Origin of the sequence: Clostridium sp. D53t1_180928_C8 (genome assembly GCF_015667795.1) — a bacterium.
Taxonomy (GTDB): Bacteria; Bacillota; Clostridia; order Clostridiales; family Clostridiaceae; genus Clostridium.
The window spans coordinates 42,647-61,615 of sequence record NZ_JADPEL010000001.1 but is presented as its reverse complement, the minus strand read 5'-3'; the positions used below and the strand labels follow the sequence as shown (position 1 = coordinate 61,615).

Annotated in this window: 20 protein-coding genes; all 20 read right to left on the bottom strand. The window is 29.1% G+C overall.

The window, feature by feature from the left end; all coding sequences use genetic code 11:
- Positions 1-29 precede the first annotated feature (29 nt).
- Entirely contained in the window at positions 30-929 is a 900-nt protein-coding gene (locus tag I4V51_RS00270) for an RluA family pseudouridine synthase (protein WP_195986330.1), read from the bottom strand.
- 162 nt (positions 930-1,091) lie between these two features.
- The gene (locus I4V51_RS00265; protein WP_195986329.1) at positions 1,092-2,447 is read right to left on the bottom strand and encodes an LCP family protein; all 1,356 of its coding nucleotides are present in this window, start codon (positions 2,445-2,447) and stop codon (positions 1,092-1,094) included.
- Between the two features lie 57 nt (positions 2,448-2,504).
- A complete protein-coding gene (gene yqeK / locus I4V51_RS00260) occupies positions 2,505-3,077 on the bottom strand; it encodes a bis(5'-nucleosyl)-tetraphosphatase (symmetrical) YqeK (RefSeq protein ID WP_195986328.1) in 573 nt (190 codons plus the stop codon).
- A 1-nt stretch (position 3,078) separates the two neighbouring features.
- Entirely contained in the window at positions 3,079-3,687 is a 609-nt protein-coding gene (nadD, locus tag I4V51_RS00255) for a nicotinate-nucleotide adenylyltransferase (RefSeq protein WP_195986327.1), read from the bottom strand.
- A gap of 2 nt (positions 3,688-3,689) precedes the next feature.
- Positions 3,690-3,995, bottom strand: a complete 306-nt coding sequence (gene yhbY / locus I4V51_RS00250; protein WP_195986326.1) for a ribosome assembly RNA-binding protein YhbY — start codon at positions 3,993-3,995, stop codon at positions 3,690-3,692.
- A gap of 13 nt (positions 3,996-4,008) precedes the next feature.
- Positions 4,009-5,295, bottom strand: coding sequence for a GTPase ObgE (gene obgE, locus I4V51_RS00245; RefSeq protein WP_195986325.1), 1,287 nt, complete (start codon positions 5,293-5,295; stop codon positions 4,009-4,011).
- Between the two features lie 157 nt (positions 5,296-5,452).
- Positions 5,453-5,752, bottom strand: a complete 300-nt coding sequence (rpmA, locus tag I4V51_RS00240) for a 50S ribosomal protein L27 (protein ID WP_195986324.1) — start codon at positions 5,750-5,752, stop codon at positions 5,453-5,455.
- A 5-nt stretch (positions 5,753-5,757) separates the two neighbouring features.
- Positions 5,758-6,132 (bottom strand): ribosomal-processing cysteine protease Prp, encoded by a 375-nt coding sequence (locus tag I4V51_RS00235; protein WP_195986323.1) that lies wholly within the window; start codon positions 6,130-6,132, stop codon positions 5,758-5,760.
- Between the two features lie 9 nt (positions 6,133-6,141).
- Positions 6,142-6,453, bottom strand: coding sequence for a 50S ribosomal protein L21 (gene rplU / locus I4V51_RS00230; RefSeq protein WP_133014022.1), 312 nt, complete (start codon positions 6,451-6,453; stop codon positions 6,142-6,144).
- A gap of 131 nt (positions 6,454-6,584) precedes the next feature.
- Positions 6,585-8,027 (bottom strand): ribonuclease E/G, encoded by a 1,443-nt coding sequence (locus I4V51_RS00225; RefSeq protein WP_195986322.1) that lies wholly within the window; start codon positions 8,025-8,027, stop codon positions 6,585-6,587.
- Between the two features lie 12 nt (positions 8,028-8,039).
- On the bottom strand, positions 8,040-8,741 hold the full coding sequence (locus I4V51_RS00220) for a TIGR03936 family radical SAM-associated protein (protein WP_195986321.1): 702 nt from the start codon (positions 8,739-8,741) through the stop codon (positions 8,040-8,042).
- Positions 8,725-10,584 carry a TIGR03960 family B12-binding radical SAM protein gene (locus I4V51_RS00215; RefSeq protein WP_195986320.1) on the bottom strand — a complete coding sequence of 620 codons (1,860 nt, stop codon included), beginning with the start codon at positions 10,582-10,584 and terminating at the stop codon, positions 8,725-8,727. Before I4V51_RS00215 ends, I4V51_RS00220 begins: the two co-directional genes overlap by 17 nt.
- A gap of 166 nt (positions 10,585-10,750) precedes the next feature.
- On the bottom strand, positions 10,751-11,614 hold the full coding sequence (locus tag I4V51_RS00210; protein WP_195986319.1) for a site-2 protease family protein: 864 nt from the start codon (positions 11,612-11,614) through the stop codon (positions 10,751-10,753).
- 65 nt (positions 11,615-11,679) lie between these two features.
- The gene (locus tag I4V51_RS00205; RefSeq protein ID WP_195986318.1) at positions 11,680-12,072 is read right to left on the bottom strand and encodes a hypothetical protein; all 393 of its coding nucleotides are present in this window, start codon (positions 12,070-12,072) and stop codon (positions 11,680-11,682) included.
- Positions 12,073-12,171: 99 nt separating this feature from the next.
- A complete protein-coding gene (gene rodA / locus I4V51_RS00200; protein WP_195986317.1) occupies positions 12,172-13,308 on the bottom strand; it encodes a rod shape-determining protein RodA in 1,137 nt (378 codons plus the stop codon).
- Between the two features lie 237 nt (positions 13,309-13,545).
- Positions 13,546-13,815: a cell division topological specificity factor MinE gene (minE, locus tag I4V51_RS00195; protein WP_195986316.1), complete on the bottom strand. Its 270-nt coding sequence runs from the start codon at positions 13,813-13,815 to the stop codon at positions 13,546-13,548.
- Between the two features lie 15 nt (positions 13,816-13,830).
- On the bottom strand, positions 13,831-14,628 hold the full coding sequence (gene minD, locus I4V51_RS00190; RefSeq protein WP_195986315.1) for a septum site-determining protein MinD: 798 nt from the start codon (positions 14,626-14,628) through the stop codon (positions 13,831-13,833).
- Between the two features lie 15 nt (positions 14,629-14,643).
- Positions 14,644-15,291: a septum site-determining protein MinC gene (minC, locus tag I4V51_RS00185; protein ID WP_195986314.1), complete on the bottom strand. Its 648-nt coding sequence runs from the start codon at positions 15,289-15,291 to the stop codon at positions 14,644-14,646.
- A 241-nt stretch (positions 15,292-15,532) separates the two neighbouring features.
- A complete protein-coding gene (locus I4V51_RS00180) occupies positions 15,533-18,481 on the bottom strand; it encodes a penicillin-binding transpeptidase domain-containing protein (RefSeq protein ID WP_195986313.1) in 2,949 nt (982 codons plus the stop codon).
- Entirely contained in the window at positions 18,478-18,969 is a 492-nt protein-coding gene (gene mreD / locus I4V51_RS00175) for a rod shape-determining protein MreD (RefSeq protein ID WP_195986312.1), read from the bottom strand. Before mreD ends, I4V51_RS00180 begins: the two co-directional genes overlap by 4 nt.

Genomic DNA, 18,969 nt, shown 5'->3' with positions numbered 1-18,969 from the left:
CTTATTTTTTATTAATTAATATTATAATTTTACTTTCTTAATTCTAATAATAAATTCTCTATATCTGTTGGTAATTCTGCTCTTAACTCAAGATATTTCTTTGATTTTGGAGATTTAAAATTTAATACATATGCATGAAGTGCTTGCCTTGAAATTAGTTCTGAATCTTCTTCATACCCATATAAAGTATCTCCATAAATTGGATGCCCTAATGAAGATAAATGCACTCTAATTTGATGTGTTCTTCCTGTTTCAAGTAGACATTCTACTAAGTCTGCATTTTCTAATCTTTCTACTACCTTATAATGAGTTATACTTCTTTGACCCCTATCATCAATAACTCTTTTTAAGTTTCCTTCAACTTCAGGCCTATAAATTGGCTTATCAATAGTACCTTCCATCTCTTCCATATGTCCATGAACTAATGTTAAGTATCTTTTCTCTATTTCATTATCCTGCATATTCTTTGATAACTCCATATGAGCATATTGATTCTTTGCTATTATGATCAATCCAGATGTATCCATATCAAGTCTACTAACTAATCTTACAATACAATCTTGATTAGTTTCTCTAAAATAATATAATAATGCATTTGCTAAAGTGCCAGATTGATATCTCTTAGTTGGATGTACCACCATATTAGGTCTTTTATTTACAACTATTATTTCTGAATCCTCATAAATTATATTTATATCTATTTTTTCAGGCTGAATATTTTGACTTTCCTTTTTGTTTAATTTAATAACAATATTATCATTTTCTTTTAAAACATAATTCATTTTTACTGGATTATTGTTTACAAGTATTCTTTTATCAATTGCTGCTCCTCTTATAAGTCTAGAGGATAAACCCATCTCTTCTTTTAGGTATTCTCTTATCTTTCTACCCTCAAAGATTTTATCTACACTTTTTTCTAATGTGCTCATCTTTTCCCTCCCTAAAATACTTAAGAGCTAAGAATTAAGAATTAAGAATCACTGTTTAAACTGTTAATTACAATTTTTCACACTTTAATTTTAAAGCTATAATTTAACTTTAATTTAAAACTCTTAACTCTACACTCTTAACTCTTAAATAAAACTCTACTTTTATTCAAACTCTAAGTAATCTTCACCAATTATTATTACTGCATCATAATCTTGATATTTTGAATCTTTATTTTTTGAAATATTTTTGATTCCAGTCTCATCACTTAATAATTTCTTAAATTCTTTATTATTTGATAATATACTTGATTCTTTGCTTTTATCTGAATTTCCAACACTTATATTACTATATCCTAACTTCTCTAATTCTGTTTTTAAATTTCCTGCTAAGCCATTAACTCTAGTTGCATTTAAAACCATAATAGAACTACTCTTTTTTATCCCACTGTTATCCGCTTCACTTGTAATCTTTAAAGACTCTAATAAGCCTTGATTATAAGAAGCTTCTGCAATTAAGAAATCTTGTCCATATATTTTTTCATTATATCCCTGTAAAGTATTCATAGATATTCCTGAATTACTTATCATTTTTAATCCATATTCTATCATACTTGCACCTGACATATTAGTTACCACATTTTCTTTTATAGCTTTTAAAATATCTGGAATTTCTGTAACTATCATAGGATTAGTACATTTTTCTATTAATGCAGATATAAATTTTTGTTGGTTCTTAATTCTTCCTAAATCTCCATCTACAAGTCCTGTACCATCATTATTCTTTCTCCATCTAAAGAATTCCTCAGCTTTCTGTCCATCCAATAATACCGTTTCACCTTTATTAAAATGTATATGCAAGTTTTGAGCATCGTCATCATAATACATATCTCTATCTATATACATTTCAACTCCACCTACAGCATCAATTAAATTTCTAAATGCTGCATAATCAATCTCCACTAGATAATTAACAGTTACACCTAATAAGCTTTGAACTTGTTCAATAACTTCTTTTTCTCCACCTAAAACATAAGCAGCATTAATCTTCCAATAAGGAATAGTATTTCCGTTACCATCATGTGCATTTTCAACTTCAATTAATGTATCTCTCGGAATTGAAACTACTTTTATGTTATCCGTACGTGGATTATAATTTAATAACATCATCGTATCAGTTCTTCTTGCTGAAGCATTCGAAGTATTTTCCGCATCTCCAATATCCATTCCCAATAATAATATGTTTACAGTTTCATTTGCTTTTGGCTTAACAGCTGGTGTCATATTATTATTATTTAAAGATGAAATAAAAGAAAATAAATATATCCCACATAAAACTATTAGTATTGTTATTGTTAAAAATGCAGCCATAATAGCTCTTTTAATAACTGTAGATTTTCTTTCTTTTCTTCTCAATTTCTTTTTTATTTCTAATTCTTCTCTAGGGCTTAATTCTCTATTACGCCTTTTATTAGAGATTCCCCTGCTCTTATTCCCTCTGTTATCTTTTTTCCCTGACATAGTCTCGTCCCTCACCTTATATATACTAATAAAAAATTAATAACTATTAAAATTTATTTAGCTTTGCTTGTTATATACTAAATAATTTCTTGCTTTAACAGAGTTTATATCTACTGCACAACCTTTTGTTAATAAATATATAGTTGTATGAGTTAATGCCTTTAACATGCCTAAATCTAATTCTTTATACGCAGCTTCTCTAATTTCATCTACGCCTTCAAAATTTCTCGAGGGTTCAATTAAATCTGCTAAATATATTATTTTTTCAAGATTAGTCATATTTTCTTTGCCTGTAGTATGCCATCTCATAGCACTTAAAACTTCTTCATCTTCTATTCCAAAATTTTTTTTAGCTATTACAGGTCCAATTATAGAATGCCATAATTCTTGTGTATTTTCTTCATCAACTGATAAAGTAATTTTTTCATCTTTTATTACTTTTCTCAATTCTTCAATAGTCATATTTTTTGCTACATCATGACAAAGAGCTGCTAGTTCAGCTTTAGCCTTATCTTCTTTATATATTTCAGCAAGCTTAATAGCAGTATTAACCACCCCTAATGTATGCCCATACCTAGATGGCTTTAAATTATTCTTTAAATAATCCCTTATTTCATCTAATCCCCACATTTTAATCTCCCCTATATAAATTATTCTCTTTTATATACTCCATAACTTTCTTACTCATAAAGAAATCTACTCTTTTTCCTTCTATTATTCTTGTTCTAATCATAGAAGAAGAAATATCTAAATTTATTATATCTAATAAAACTATATTAGAATTATACTTATTTTGCAATTTTACCTTTTGCTCCTCGAGAGTTTCTTTTGTATATTCACCTCTATTAAAAGCTACAAATGTACAATTATTTAATACCAACTCTGGATTTTTCCATTTTTCTATATCCATTAATGAGTCTGCACCAGCTATGAAGAAGACTTCAACGTCTTCTTCTTTGCCTTTTATGTACTTTAAAGTTTCATAAGTATAGCTATATCCCTGCTTTTGTATTTCGTAATCACTAATTTCAAAGCCAGAATATCCTTCTATAGCTCTTTCAACCATATTATATCTATATTTAGAATCTATTACAGAACTCTCCTTTTTATGTGGTGGATTTCCTGCTACCATAAATATAACTTTATCTAAATTCAGAGCCTCTTTAGCTTCATATGCAATATATAAATGTGCTAAATGTATAGGGTTGAATGTGCCACCCATCATACCATATCTTTTCATGATTATTTATTTTTTCCTTGTGGTAATTCTATTTTAGGTTTTTTTTCAGATTTCTTATATAATACAATCTTACTTCCTATAGCCTGAACTCCTTCACATCCTATAGCCTTACATATTTCATCTGAAACTTCTCTAGCAGCTAATCCACTGTTTTCTAAAACTTTTATCTTTATAAGTTCTCTAGCTTCTAAAGCTTCTTCTAATTGTATTAAAAATGTCTCTTCAACACCATTTTTCCCTATTTGAAATATTGGCGACATTGTATTTGCAAGCCCTCTTAAATAAGCTCTTTGTTTTCCTGTTATCATGTACCGTATCCTCCTATAATATGTACTCGAATTCGAAGTCATTTAATCTAACCATGTCTCCGTCTTGTACTCCCATATCTCTTATTTGTTGTAATACTCCCTTATTATTAAGAACTTTATGGAAGTATCTTAATGAGTCTGCATCATGAATATTTACAGATGCAAGTAATCTATCAACAAATGTTCCTGTAACAACATATGTGTTATATTCTTCGCCTTCTTCAACGTTAATTTCATATGTGAATCTCTTTTCTTGTTCAACATATCTTTCTTCATCTGGTATTTCTAATTCCATTATTGGGATTTCTGTTAACATCTTACCAGCTTCTTTAATTACTTCTTCTACACCAGACTTAGTTGCCGCAGACATCTTAAATACTTTTTCAAATCCTAATTCATTAACTTTTTTCTTAAAGTCTTCAAATACTTCTTCATCGTAAAGCATATCAGCCTTATTTGCTACAACAATTTGTGGTCTATCCCAAAGTTTAACTGAATATTTCTTAAGTTCTTCATTTATCTTTACAAAGTCTTCAAAAGCATCTCTACCTTCAACACCTGATATATCAACAACATGTATTAATAGTCTTGTTCTTTCTATATGTCTTAAGAAATCAAGTCCTAATCCAACACCTTCAGCTGCACCCTCAATTATTCCTGGAATATCAGCCATAACAAATGAATTAATTCCTTCCGCTTTTACAACCCCTAAATTTGGTTTTAATGTTGTAAAGTGATAGTTAGCTATCTTAGGCTTAGCTGCTGTAACTGATGATAATAAAGTTGATTTACCTACATTAGGGAATCCAACTAATCCAACGTCAGCAAGTAACTTTAATTCAAGCATTAAATGTCTTTCTTCCGCAGGCATACCTGGCTCTGCAAAGTGTGGTGCCTGTCTTGTTGGTGTACAGAACTTACAATTTCCTTTACCACCTTTACCACCTCTAGCAATAACATATGTATCATCCTTATGAGAAAGGTCAGCAATAACTTTATTACTTTCAAAATCTCTAATAATAGTTCCCATTGGAACTCTTATGTATAAATCTTGCCCATCTTTACCATAACATTTCGAACCTTGCCCATTTCCACCTGATTCTGCTATGAATTTTTTCTTATATTTGAAATCTAAAAGTGTTGTTAATCCAGTATCAACTGTGAATATAACGCTTCCACCTTTTCCTCCATCTCCACCATCTGGACCTCCAAGTGGAACATACTTTTCTCTTCTAAATGTAACAGCACCGTTCCCACCAGCACCTGATCTAACTAATATCTTGGCTCTATCTATAAACATAGTTACTATCCTCCTTGTAACTTTATAAGATTAAACATAATAATCCTATTTTTTATTATTCCATAACATATATATTTTATAATAGTATATATAAAAAAGATATTTATTACAAGAATAAAAGCACCCTTACGGGTGCTTTTACCTATATAAAATATAATTATTCAGCTATTTCTTCAACGCTTACTGGGTAAACAGAAACTTTTTTCTTGTCTCTTCCCATTCTTTCGAATCTTACGATTCCGTCTTCCTTAGCAAATAAAGTGTCATCTCCACCCTTACCTACGTTTAGACCTGGGTGAATTTTAGTTCCTCTTTGTCTGTAAAGGATGTTTCCAGCTAAAACGAATTCTCCGTCTGCAGCCTTAGCACCTAATCTTTTAGATTCAGAGTCTCTACCATTCTTTGAACTACCTACCCCTTTTTTGTGGGCAAATAATTGAAGGTTCATCTTTAACATACTCATTACACCTCCTCGAATTTTATTTTTATATATTTATTCCGTCTATTTTTACCAAAACTAGCTTCAAGGGACATCATTAAACTTTCTAAACTTTTTTCAAAGGTTAAAAGTAATACCTGTCCTCTATCAATCTCCTCATCTTTAAGATTTTTTAAATTCAGTGATAAAAATCCGTCATTTATTTCATACTTTATTGGAAGCTTTAAAACCTCCTGCATGCCTATTACAACACTTTGAGATAAAACGGAAACACTATTACAGATCATATCATATGCATCACCTATAGTACTTTCAATTTCTTCTCTTGATAAAGCATGACCTTCTATCTTAAATCCGAGAGATATATGTTTTTGTTTAAATATAATAATCTTAATCATAACTTAAAACTAAGCTTCGATTTTTTCGATTACTAATTTAGTGTAAGGTTGTCTGTGACCAGTCTTCTTTCTGTAGTCCTTTTTAGGCTTATACTTGAAAACTGTAATCTTCTTAGCTTTTCCTTGAGCTGCTACCTTAGCAACAACTTTAGCTCCAGCAACTACTGGTGCACCAACTGTTAAAGTTTCTCCGTTAGAAACAGCTAAAACCTCTGTTAATTCTACTGTTGATTCAACTTCAGCGTTTAATTTTTCAACGTATATTACGTCTCCTTCTTGAACTCTGTATTGCTTTCCTCCAGTTAATACTACTGCGTACATTAAAAACACCTCCTCTTAAACGGTCTCGCCAATGTAGGTACAAAGATTTAACTTTGTTTTAATAAAACCCGTTATGTGCGGTTTACAAATGACATTTTATCATATAAAAATACATTTTGTAAAGAAATTTATTATACTTTTTCAATTGTTTTTATTTTGTACTTTTGGTAATTTTCTTTTTGATTGCTAAAAATCAGAGGTTCAACCTTGTACCCTTCTATATCATCAACAAAATTTAAATAAATTTCTTTCTTTAATCCGTCAATATTTTTTAAAAATTTAAATAAATCGCCTTTTATATCCTCTTCATAATTTTTATCTATTTCCACATAAAAATCATTTATAGAATTTTCTTTAGAGCATTTTATAATTTCATTTCTAATAAGATTTTCAATATAAGATAACCTTAAAAGAAAGCCATTACTCTTGCACTTTCTACAAGGTTCCTCTAAATATTCATAAATAGATTTACCTTTTCTCTTTCTGCTTATTTGTATTAAATCAAGTTCTGTAAAAGGAAAAATTTTAACATTTCCTTTATCCGCTTCTAATGATTTTTTTAAAGCCTTAATTACAGGTGCCTTTTGATTTTCATCTCTCATATCAATAAAATCAACAACTATAATTCCACTTAAATTTCTTAATCTAATTTGTCTTCCAACTTCTTTTGCAGCTTCTAAATTAGTTTGCATTATAGTCTTATTAAAATCTCTACCCTTTGTATTTTTTCCACTATTTACGTCTATAACATACATAGCTTCTGTTTTATCTATTACTATATATCCACCACAAGGTATATTAACTTTTTTATGTCTTAGTTTAATTATTTCTTTTTCTATGCCTTTATAATCAAATAAAGTTCTTTTATCCTCATATAATTTAAATTCAAAACTTTCTTGATTATTAATTAATTCTTTTATTATTTCTAAAAAATCTTCATTATCCACAATAATTTTAGTTTTTTTATTGTCTAACTCTTCGAAAAATCTTGTAATTAAACTATTAGATTTAACTTTTCCTATATTCTTAGAATATTTAAGTTTTCTCTCCATATCATCCTTTTTATTTAAAAGATGATTTAACTCTTCAGTTAACTCTTCATTAGTTGCAAATTCAGCTTCTGTTCTAAATACTATTCCTATCCCTCTAATTGGGCTTATAAGCGTAGTTAATCTTCTTCTTTGCTCTACATCTACAATTCTTTTAGATAGCGTTATTCCCTCATCTCCTAATGTTAAAACAATAAACTTCCCTAAAACCGTAACCTTATTGCTAACCTTAGCTCCCTTATTTCCTAAAGGTTCCTTTAAAACTTCTACTAATAACTCTTCACCTTTTTTTATTCCTGTTCTTTTTAACTCTTCACTATAATACATGTAGGCTTCTTTATCTAATCCTATATCTAAAAATATAGAGTTAATTCCTGGAATTATATTCTTAACTCTTCCTTTATAAACCTCACCAATTTGCGGATTAATGGAGTCCTCTTCTACAAGGCACTCCATTAATTCATCATTTTCTTTTACTGCAATTCTAGTTACATTTTCTCTTTTTTCAATGAAAATTTCTCTCATACTAAAACTACCTTAAATTCCCTTATATAAAGGAACATACTTATTATTTTTTAATATATACATTTCTTCTCTCTTTATATTTACGAAAGAGTCTTGATTAATTTCTGATATTTTCCCTTTTAAATATGTTACTAAAAGATCTGCAGAAAGATTTTCTCTACTTCCAGTAGCAATTAAAGTATTTAAAACTAATTCATTATCTTTTACCCAATATTTAAACTCTTTAACAAGCGGCTTAATATCAGTAAGTTTTTCACCTTTTTTAGTTTTCTTTACAATTTCCCATGTAGATTCATTAAGAGTATTCATCATTTCTTCTTCTACTTTAGAGGTACCAGTAAGCTTAATCTTAATTATATATCTAGCACCATCTAAAAGTGCCATAGCCTGTGGTAATCTCTTAACATTCTCTATTATTTCAACTGGTGTAGCGTGTAAAAACTTAATTGTAGGAGGAGTACTTTCATTTAGTTTTTCTATAACCTCTCCAACGCCAAGAGCTTCAGTTAAAACTAAATCTAAATATTCTCCATCTGAATAAACTCCAACAGAAAGTGGCTGTGCTATTGATAAAGCCATATGAGGATTAAATCCCTTTGAATATTCAACTGGTAATCCTGATCTCTTTATTATTCTTTGAATAGTTCTCATTAAATCTAAGTGTCCAATAAATTTGATATTTTCCCCTTTAGTAAATTTAATTACGTATCGCACCTTCGAAACACTTCCCTTCTTTAAAGTTTACATTTATACCGCATCCAGTACATCCTTCTAAACAGTTCTTAGTAAGTTCAGCTCTTTTGGCCTTTTCATTTTCTCTTTCAAGATATTTTCTATTAACTCCAATATCTATAAAGTCCCAAGGAAGAACTTCATCATACTCTCTATCTCTATATACATAGAAATCAGCATCTAAATTGCACTCTGACATTGATTCCTTCCATATATCCATATTAAAGTATTCTGACCAACCATCAAATTTAGCACCCTTTTCGAATGCCTTAATTAATACATCACAAGTTCTTCTATCTCCTCTTGCAAATACAGCTTCCATAAATGAAGTTTCTTGCTCATGATAGTTATAAACTATACTTCTTGATTTAATTGCACCTCTAACAGCTTTAATTCTTTCATCAACTATTTCTGGTCTTGCCATTGGAGCCCATTGGAATGGTGTGAATGGCTTTGGAACTAATATTGATGTACTTACTGTAATCTTTAATCCCTTACTTCTAACATTCTTTGGAATTCCAAAATAGACATCAGCCATTTTTTCTGCTAATTCACCAATTCCAGCTGCATCTTCTGTTGTTTCATAAGGTAATCCTAATATAAAGTATAATTTAATAGTACTCCAACCTGATTCAAAAGCACTTTTTACAGCTTCTAATATTCTTTCTTCAGTTAACCCCTTATTTATTATGTCTCTCATTCTTTGAGATCCTGCTTCTGGAGCTAAAGTTAAACCTGTTTTTCTAACCTTTTGAATTTCTTTTATTAAATCTACTGAAAAAGCATCAACTCTTATAGATGGAAGTGCTATTCCCACCTTTTTAGCCTCATGTTCTAAAACTAAACTAGATATTAGATTTTGAATATTAGAGTAATCACAAATACTTAATGAAGCTAATGATACTTCATCATATCCAGTAGCTTTAAGTGCTCTTCTTGCTTGTTCTAATAGAGTATTAGTAGTTTTCTCTCTAACTGGTCTATAAATCATACCTGCTTGACAGAATCTACATCCATTTGTGCATCCTCTAGCTGTTTCTAAAACAACTCTATCATGTACTATATCAGTATAAGGAACTATCATCTCTTCTGGGAATGATACTGCATCAAAATTATTAACTATTCTCTTTTTAATCTTAGCTGGAACATCTTCATACTTTGCTTTAAACTCTTTTATTGTTCCATCTTCATTATATGTAACATCATAAAGGCTAGGAACATAGATTCCACCAATTTTTGATATTTCTCTTAAGAAATCTTGTTTATTAAAGTTTCCTGCTTCTTTATGTCTTGCATAAACTTCTAAAACATCGTTCATCATTTCTTCTCCTTCTCCAATTTCGAAGAAGTCTACAATATCATATAATGGTTCTGGATTATATGCACATGGTCCACCAGCCATTATTATAGGATCATCATTTTTTCTTTCACTCGCTCTTATAGTTATTCCAGACATATCTAGCATATTTAATATATTTGTATAACTCATTTCATATTGAAGCGTAAAACCTAACATATCAAATTCATCTAATGGTGTCTTAGTTTCTAAAGTAAATAACTTTATATTATTTTCCCTCATTAAAGACTCCATATCTGGCCATGGAGTGAAAACTCTTTCACAATATGTATCTTTTCTTTCATTTATAGTATGATATAAAATCCTTGTTCCTAAATGAGACATCCCAACTTCATATACATCTGGGAAACAAAACGCAAATCTTATATTAACATCTTCAGGATTTTTTATAACTTGATTTAATTCACCACCAACATATCTAGATGGCTTTTCTACTTTACATAAAATATCATCAGTTATCTTATTCATAAGCACCCTCCTCTAATTTAGTTAGTAGCTAATAGTTTTAAGTTAGTAGTTAATGAAAAAAATTCAGCTTAAGCCGAATTTTTCACTACTACTAACTACTAACTACTAATTACTAACTCCTAACTATCTAAATGATATTCTAGCATAATAAACATCTAAAAGTAAACTAATTGCTTAGTTCATCTCGCCTATCAAAATATTCCTCTAAAGTAATATTTCCATAAAGTTTTAATGCTTCTATAAGTTCATCTTCATGCATAATAAATAAAACCTTTAAATCATCATTTAATACATAAAAAGTATTAAATCTATTTTTATCTATTATCGACATAACGTTTGCTAAACCTAACTTGTAATAGACTGATATACTTTTATTTTCAATATAATCATTTCTTAACAACTTATTACGCTTCATAAATATATTTCCCATTAAAATATACATAGCTGATTTTTTTTCACTTCTAGTTATTAAACAAATTATTATAGCCGCAATGACTAAACTAATATTTAAAGTTTTATTATATATAAATACAATAAAAACAATTGCAATTAATCCTATCACAACTATATAGCTTATCTTAGAAATTATATCTGTAACCTTTTTATATAATATTTTTTCAGATAATATAATTTCTAATATTCTTGAACCATCCAAAGGATATGCTGGTAAAATATTAAAGACTAATAAGCTCAAATTAATATTAATCATTTTGTATACTATACTATTATTAATTATTAAACCAACAAAAAAAAATATACATGCAATGGCCAGATTCATACCGGGCCCAGCCAAATATATTCGTAGTTTTTCCTTCTTAGACAATTCATCAATATTTATAAACTCTGCATTTGCTCCATATATATGAATCTGAAAATTATTAAATTTACAGCCATTTTTTTTAGCTACAACTATATGAGATATCTCATGAAGTAATATACTTATAAATGCTAAAACAATTGATTCATTTAAGCTAAGAAGTATAAAAAATAATATAATTTCAGCTAGAACACTTTTACTCCATCTATGCATTTACATCTCCTTTACAGACTCACATTTTATTAATAACCACCTTTCTACTAGGATTTTTTATTACTTTAAAAATCAGCTTTTCCTCCATTTAAGCTTGTTTTTATGTAATTAGTTATCTTATTTACTATATCTGAAATATTAAATGCTTTAATTTCTTCATCAACTTTACTATAGTTAGTATCATTAATTACAGCTTTTACATTCTTATAAGACTCTTGTTCATTTGGAGAGTACTTTAAATAAAAAGATGCCATAAGCATAAATATAACTACTACTAATTGATAAATAAATACATTAGCCATACTTGAAAAAAAGTCTTTTCTTGAATTATTTTTTTTAGTGCTTCCATACACTTTATCAAATGTATTTCTATTATAAACTGGTGATTTACTTTTCCCGAAATTTTTATTTTGTAATTCTTGATAATATCTTTGGTATTGATTATTGTAATTTCCCATTTTTCCTCCTAAAAAAAATTGCTTATTTAATTATATTTTCATAACAAAAAAAATATGCAATATATTGCATTTACAATATATTGCATATCAAAAATTTAATTAAAAATTTAATTTAGTTCTTCTCATCCCTATATTAAGAACTAGCCCTAAAGAAATAATAGTTGTAGCAAGAGAGCTTCCTCCATAACTAACTAATGGTAATGTTATTCCAGTAATGGGCATTAACCCTATCGTCATACCTATATTCTGCCATATCGCAAATAAAAAGTATGCGACCATTCCTGTTGCTAACATAGTTCCAAATATATCCTTTGCTGTCCGTGCTATATTAATCATTCTAGATATAAGTATTCCATATAAAGTTAATAAACAAATTGCTCCAAAAGTTCCCCATTGTTGGCATACTTGGCTAAAAATAAAATCTGTTTGTATTTCAGGAACATATTGAGATGCATATCCACTTGTTCCATCATTAGCTAAGGAGTTAAGAGTTCCAAAAAAACCACCTGATCCAATAGCTATAAGTGACTGTCTTAAATGATATCCTGATCCTGAAGTGTCAGTTTCTGGATTTCTAAATGATGTTATTCTTCTCTTTTGGTAGTCTTGTATTAATCCTGAATTCCACACTAACACAATTCCTACTATTAAAGCACCTAACCCACCTATAATTATTCTTTTATCTAGTCCACCTATAAAGAATACTCCTAAAACCATAAAAAATAATACCATAGTCATTCCCATATCCGGCTGAATTACTATAAGTCCTGCTGGTATTATTGCATAAAAAGCCAATATAAAGAAATTTTTAAAGTTATTTATTTCTCCATCCATATCTTCTAGCTTTTTTCCCATCATCATAACAGTTGCAATTTTCGCCAATTCTGCTGGTTGGAATGATAATGGTCCTAATCTAATCCAACCTTGAGCTCCATTAATAGTTGATCCTATTATTAATACCAAAACCAATAAGGCAATTGATGTCCAATAAAATATCGGTGTAAATGCCTTAATTATTGAATAATCTATCGCTAATATAAAATATAATAATACTATTGATGCTATAAAAAACACCGATTGCTTTACTGGAAATAGCATACCTCCAGTTGCTGCCTTTTTTGCTAGATATATATTAATTATACCGAACATAGTTATCAGTACTATAGATATAAACATTAGTTTATCTACTTTTTTTAAACTTTTTAAATTCATTTTAAACTTTGATAAAGGTATCATACTTTTACCTCCTTGAATTTATACTTACTTATTATATCCTATTTCATTCTTTTTCTCCATAAATAATTATATTACTACATATAAAATTCATAAACTCTTAAGAATTGATAATCTTCTACTGTATATTTTTTTCTATCCTTATCACTAAATATTTATATTAATAATATATATCAATATTCATTTTTAATATTAGTAAAAATAAAAGAGACTGTCTTTATTTTTAACAGTCTCTCTATATTATCTATTTCTTATATTTTTTATTGGAATATTTGCAATTAATGCTGGTGAAGTCTCTCCCTCTATATCATCACTCCTATTTAATGATATCTCTACATCATTAGCATCAATCTCTATATACTTAGAAATGACTTCTAGTATTTCTCTTCTTATTTTGTCTAAAGTTTCAGGAGCTAAATCACCTCTGTCATGAATAAGTATTAACTTTAACCTATCTTTAGCAACTTCTTTTGGAGTAGTTTTGTTAGAAAATACCCTTAATAAATCCATACCACTCTTAACCCCCTAGTTTTTCTTAAAAATCTTTCTTATAGCTGAAAAGAACCCTGTTGATTCAGAACCTAATTTTAATAATGGAACTTCTTCTCCTGTAATTCTTTTAGCTATATTTCTAAACGCTTGCCCTGAAAGAGCCTTTTCATCTAAAACTATAGGTTCTCCTTTATTAGTTGAAACAGTTATACTTCTATCATCAGGAACAACACCTAATAATTTAACTGATAAAGTTTCTATAATATCTGATACGTCAAGCATATCTCCTCTTTTCGTCATTTCATAATTTAATCTATTAACTATAACAGTATGATCCTCTAAACCTTTTGCATCTAATTTTCCTATTACCCTATCAGCATCCCTAACTGATGTAATTTCAGGATTAACAACTACTATAGCCTTATCAGCTCCAACAACCGAATTTTCAAATCCCTGTTCAATTCCTGCTGGTGAATCAATTAACACATAATCAAATTCTTCCTTTAGCTTATTAACTAAATCAAACATATCCTGTGCTCTTATATCATCCTTATCCTTTGTTTGAGCTGTTGGTAATAAGCAAAGATTTGGATATCTTTTATCTTTTATTAATGCTTGCTTTAACCTACATCTATTTTCAATTACATCTATTATTGTATAAACTATCCTATTTTCTAATCCCATTAACACATCAAGATTTCTTAATCCAGTGTCACCATCAACTACTACAACGTTTTTCCCTAATGCTGCTAATGCAGTCCCTAAATTTGCAGTCGTTGTAGTCTTTCCAACTCCACCTTTGCCTGATGTAACAACTATCGAAACTCCCATTTAAATCCCTCCACTTTAGTAAATATATTTATTTGGTAAATATGGTTCTACTACTATATAACCATCTTTTATTTTTGCAACTTCTGGATACGATGGCTTTAATCCGTCATCCGGTGATACAGTTAATATATCTGAAATTTGCATAAGTTCAGGCTGCATAAAAAATGCTGCTATTATAGACTTCTTATTTCCTCCAGTACCAGCTCGTACATTTCCTTTAATACTTCCAAGAACTATAATATTACCACCTGCTGAAACTTCAGCTCCACTATTAATATCTCCTATAATAATAATATTACCAGGGTAATCAATAGACTGTCCACCTCTTATTGTTTTTTTGATAAATTTAGTTTTTCCTTCATTAATTCCATTAAAAACTTTAGCTGAATTACTATCTTTAATTGCATTGATATCATCAAAAATACAATCCTTTATATTTATCTTTTGAAATAACTCTTCTTTTAACTTAGTTATTTCAGAATCATCTATATGCTTAAGGTTAGCTATTATTTTTAATATTGAATTTTTATAAAAAGCTTTATTCTTTGATAAACTATTTACTAGCGCTTCTAGCATATTGTCAAAGCCTATAAACTTATCCATATCTATTATAACATTTACACCGTCTTTGTTACCTCTTATTTGTATTCTTTCATCCTTCATTGGCCATCCTCCACCAATTAAAAACTCAATTTAGTTTTAATTATACCATATAACTACAATTAAAAACATAATATACTTAAAACTATTGTAATTTTCCTACAAAATACAACTTATTTTACCAATATATACTTTTAATTGCAAATTATTTTTTTACGACATAAATATTGTATTTTTTACTTAAAAAAAAATAAGAGAGGTAACTAAAGTGCACCTCTCTTATCATACTTTATTCACCTTATTGCTATTGTTGAGGTTGGTCTTGCTGTGTCTCTTGACCTTGTTCAACTTGTTCCTGTTGTGTTACTTGTTGTTGTTCTTTTTCTTGCGATTCTTGATTATTATTCGCAGGAGCTTCTACAACGTACTTTTGGAATGTATCTGATGTTGATGCATAATTTGGATTTATAGCTAATAATTCATCCTTAAAGAATGCCTCATATATTCCTTTATGAACAGCAGCACTATTAGCCCCTCTATTACCATCATAAATAGTTGAGAATATAGCTATTTGAGGGTTATCCATTGGCGCAAAGCTTACATAGTTAGCGTATGCTTTTCTTCCTTGGAACTCATATTGCTCCGAAGTTCCAAAGTCGGCTGTACCTGTCTTACCAGCAACCGCAATAGGAAAGTTTCCAAATAAAGCATAGTTAGTTGCATTAGATGGTGATGTATTAACTCTAAGCATGCCTTCCTTGATTATTTGTAATATATTTGAATCAATAGGATTACTTTCTATAACTTCCGGCTTAAATTCTTGTATAATTTCCCCTGAAGGTGATGTCACTTTATCAACTATAGAAACTTTATAACGTGTTCCTCCATTTGCTAACGTAGCAACATAATTTGCCATCTGTAATGGTGTAAATGCATTCATACTTTGCCCTATAGCATCTTGAACTAAATTAATTGGAGATTTTATTTCTGAAGCTTGGTTTGTTACAGTAAAGTAAGCAATTGCATTTGATACCTTTTGTGCTTGGTCATCAATGTTTACTGTAGTATTCTTGCTTGCTTCATAATTAGCTACATTTTCCTTATACTTATCAGATATCTCCATTATTTTTTTTACAGTTCCAAGTATACTTTTAGCATATTCATCTTGGCTTGTGATTTGTTCATCTGTTCCAACTTTAAGTAATGTTTCTTTAATATTATTTTTCAAGCTAGTTTTTAATTGCTTTAATTCATCTGAGTCAGTACTTATATCACTAATATCAAATGGTACAAAATTAAAACCATAATATACACCCTCTTCAAGTGCTGGAACTAGACTATATTTAGCATTTGATGCAAGACTTCTTCTCCATGAAACAAAATTATAAGTTTGCCCAAAATTTTCATATATTTGAATCCCTGTAGATGCTGTTTTCCCTTGTTCTGCGCCTAATCCAAATTTCCATGCATAACGAGCTATTGAATTAAGTGCATCTATATTAGCACCATTTTTAACATATAGTCTAATAGCTGTTTCATAGAAGAAATAGTTAGAAGAAACCTCAAGTGCTTTTCTCACATCAGTAACTCCATGTCCTATTTTTTGGAAGTTTTCAAGCACTTGTTTACCTGTATATTCACTACTCCAAAGCCCTACGTCGTTAACCGTATCATTTTCACTTATTGCACCATCAGTTAGCCCTGCAAGTGCTGTTAATGGCTTAAATGTTGAACCTGGAACTACTAGTCCTTGAGTAGCATAATTAAACATAGATCTTGGATATATATCGTATCTATCTTCTCTAATTCCCGTAGTTTCATTTACAGGAAAAAGATCATCTAAAGTTCCTTTAGCTCCACTACTTTGAATGTGTTGTATACCAAAAGACTCTAAATTAGGATTAAAATACTCATTATATTTTTCGGTACTTAATTCACTAGGAATCGCAAAATCATTAGGGTCAAAATCTGGATAACTTGCCATAGCAATGACTCTACCAGTATTAACCTCTATTGCAACAACCGCACCTCTTGTTGCACTAGATAAACCTTCTGATTGTAGTTTAAGTATCTGGTCCTTTAAAGCTTCCTGTGCTGCATATTGTACATTTTTATCTATTGTTAAATGTACATCATTACCAGGATAAGATTCTAGCTTAAATAGCTCTTCTGTGGTTCTACCTTGAGAATTTACCTTTACAGTAGTTCCTCCCTTAGTTCCCTTCAACTGCTCTTCAAATGCTGATTCTATTCCTGATACACCTATTAAATCACTTGATGTATCATATCCTCTTAACTCATAGCTTTCTTGTTGAGAACTACTTATTGATGATACATACCCTATAACCGATGATGCTAATGTACCATACGGATAATATCTTACTGGTTTTAAACTAACATTTATACCTGGTAAATCATTTAATTGTTGATATACAACAAAAGCTGTATCCCTATTTATATTACTTGCTATCGTTATATTTGAATAACCACTAAAGCTTCCCATCTTAACGGCATCTTTTACGACTATATAACGTCTTATTTGTTGTATAGAGTACTGCTTTAATAAATCATTTAATATTTTTTTACCATTTGTATCTTTATATTTTTTTGCTAATTCATTGGCTTGCTCTGTCGTATAGTTGTCTGGTAATAGCAATTTATATAAATCATACTTTTTCACAAGATAATAAAAAGTATCTTCTGCAGTTATTTCCATAAGCGCATCATTAACTTCATTTATTTGCTCATCTGTATAATCTCCTTCTTGATTTTTAAATTTCTCTTCTTCTATATCTTCATTTAATCCCCTATCTCTTTTAAATCTTATTTCAAGGGCTCTTCTATTAGATTCATTATCTGTTTTGAAATCAAAATATATATTACCATTATCATCAACCTTAAGTGCTAAATCATCTTGAAAGTTTTCTCCATTATCCTCTAATATTTTAAAAACTTTATCCATAGTTTTATAAAACTCTTTTGTAGAATCTATAGTTTCCATATAAGTTAAAGTATAAGTTTGCTTATTAGTTGCTATTACGTTACCGTCACTATCATATATATTACCCCTTGGGGCTTCTTCTGAAATAAATTTAGTAGAACTTACATCAGCCTTCTCTTTATAATCATCATACTTATATACTTGAAGGTATAATAACTTAGCCACAATACTTCCCATAATTATAAACATAATTATATATAAAACAGAATATCTAGAATTCTCTTTGTTTTTTTTAGGTTTATTAACTATCATTTAAACCTCCATGTATTTCTCTCTAAATATTTATCCAATATTTTTAAAATTAACGTATAAAAAATCATCATACAAATACTATTTAAAACACATGAAATTAATGCTACCTGTATGTTGATTGTTTGTGAAAATAACTTAAATATAATCACTACTCCTAAAACCTTTAATCCCGAAATACCCAATGCTGTTAAAACTGGAACTAATCTATTTTCCTTAAATATACTTTCTCCTATTTTTGCACATAAAAGACATAAAAGCATATTTAAAAATAAGTTTACCCCAAATCCTGAAAAGAAAAATATATCTTGTAGAAATCCACTTACTACTCCTATAAAAATAGCCTCTTCTTTTCCTCTAATAATTGAATAAGCCATTGCAAATGTAAATAATAAACTTGGGAAAGCTCCATATATAGAATAATAAGGTAATAAAGTATTATCAATAATCAATAAGAGTATTAATGCAATTATCAAATATAATCTCTTCAT

What these genes read in the sequence shown, in the direction of transcription:
- I4V51_RS00215 (WP_195986320.1), bottom strand. Translation starts at nt 10,584, where the DNA reads ATGAATAAGATAACTGATGATATTTTATGTAAAGTAGAAAAGCCATCT.
- rpmA (WP_195986324.1), bottom strand. Translation starts at nt 5,752, where the DNA reads ATGTTAAAGATGAACCTTCAATTATTTGCCCACAAAAAAGGGGTAGGT.
- rplU (WP_133014022.1), bottom strand. Translation starts at nt 6,453, where the DNA reads ATGTACGCAGTAGTATTAACTGGAGGAAAGCAATACAGAGTTCAAGAA.
- rodA (WP_195986317.1), bottom strand. Translation starts at nt 13,308, where the DNA reads ATGATACCTTTATCAAAGTTTAAAATGAATTTAAAAAGTTTAAAAAAA.
- minD (WP_195986315.1), bottom strand. Translation starts at nt 14,628, where the DNA reads ATGGGAGTTTCGATAGTTGTTACATCAGGCAAAGGTGGAGTTGGAAAG.
- I4V51_RS00225 (WP_195986322.1), bottom strand. Translation starts at nt 8,027, where the DNA reads ATGAGAGAAATTTTCATTGAAAAAAGAGAAAATGTAACTAGAATTGCA.
- I4V51_RS00235 (WP_195986323.1), bottom strand. Translation starts at nt 6,132, where the DNA reads ATGATTAAGATTATTATATTTAAACAAAAACATATATCTCTCGGATTT.
- yhbY (WP_195986326.1), bottom strand. Translation starts at nt 3,995, where the DNA reads ATGATAACAGGAAAACAAAGAGCTTATTTAAGAGGGCTTGCAAATACA.
- mreD (WP_195986312.1), bottom strand. Translation starts at nt 18,969, where the DNA reads ATGAAGAGATTATATTTGATAATTGCATTAATACTCTTATTGATTATT.
- I4V51_RS00180 (WP_195986313.1), bottom strand. Translation starts at nt 18,481, where the DNA reads ATGATAGTTAATAAACCTAAAAAAAACAAAGAGAATTCTAGATATTCT.
- I4V51_RS00270 (WP_195986330.1), bottom strand. Translation starts at nt 929, where the DNA reads ATGAGCACATTAGAAAAAAGTGTAGATAAAATCTTTGAGGGTAGAAAG.
- yqeK (WP_195986328.1), bottom strand. Translation starts at nt 3,077, where the DNA reads ATGTGGGGATTAGATGAAATAAGGGATTATTTAAAGAATAATTTAAAG.
- minE (WP_195986316.1), bottom strand. Translation starts at nt 13,815, where the DNA reads ATGGATTTATTAAGGGTATTTTCTAACAAAACTACTCCAAAAGAAGTT.
- I4V51_RS00205 (WP_195986318.1), bottom strand. Translation starts at nt 12,072, where the DNA reads ATGGGAAATTACAATAATCAATACCAAAGATATTATCAAGAATTACAA.
- I4V51_RS00265 (WP_195986329.1), bottom strand. Translation starts at nt 2,447, where the DNA reads ATGTCAGGGAAAAAAGATAACAGAGGGAATAAGAGCAGGGGAATCTCT.
- nadD (WP_195986327.1), bottom strand. Translation starts at nt 3,687, where the DNA reads ATGAAAAGATATGGTATGATGGGTGGCACATTCAACCCTATACATTTA.
- minC (WP_195986314.1), bottom strand. Translation starts at nt 15,291, where the DNA reads ATGAAGGATGAAAGAATACAAATAAGAGGTAACAAAGACGGTGTAAAT.
- obgE (WP_195986325.1), bottom strand. Translation starts at nt 5,295, where the DNA reads ATGTTTATAGATAGAGCCAAGATATTAGTTAGATCAGGTGCTGGTGGG.
- I4V51_RS00210 (WP_195986319.1), bottom strand. Translation starts at nt 11,614, where the DNA reads ATGCATAGATGGAGTAAAAGTGTTCTAGCTGAAATTATATTATTTTTT.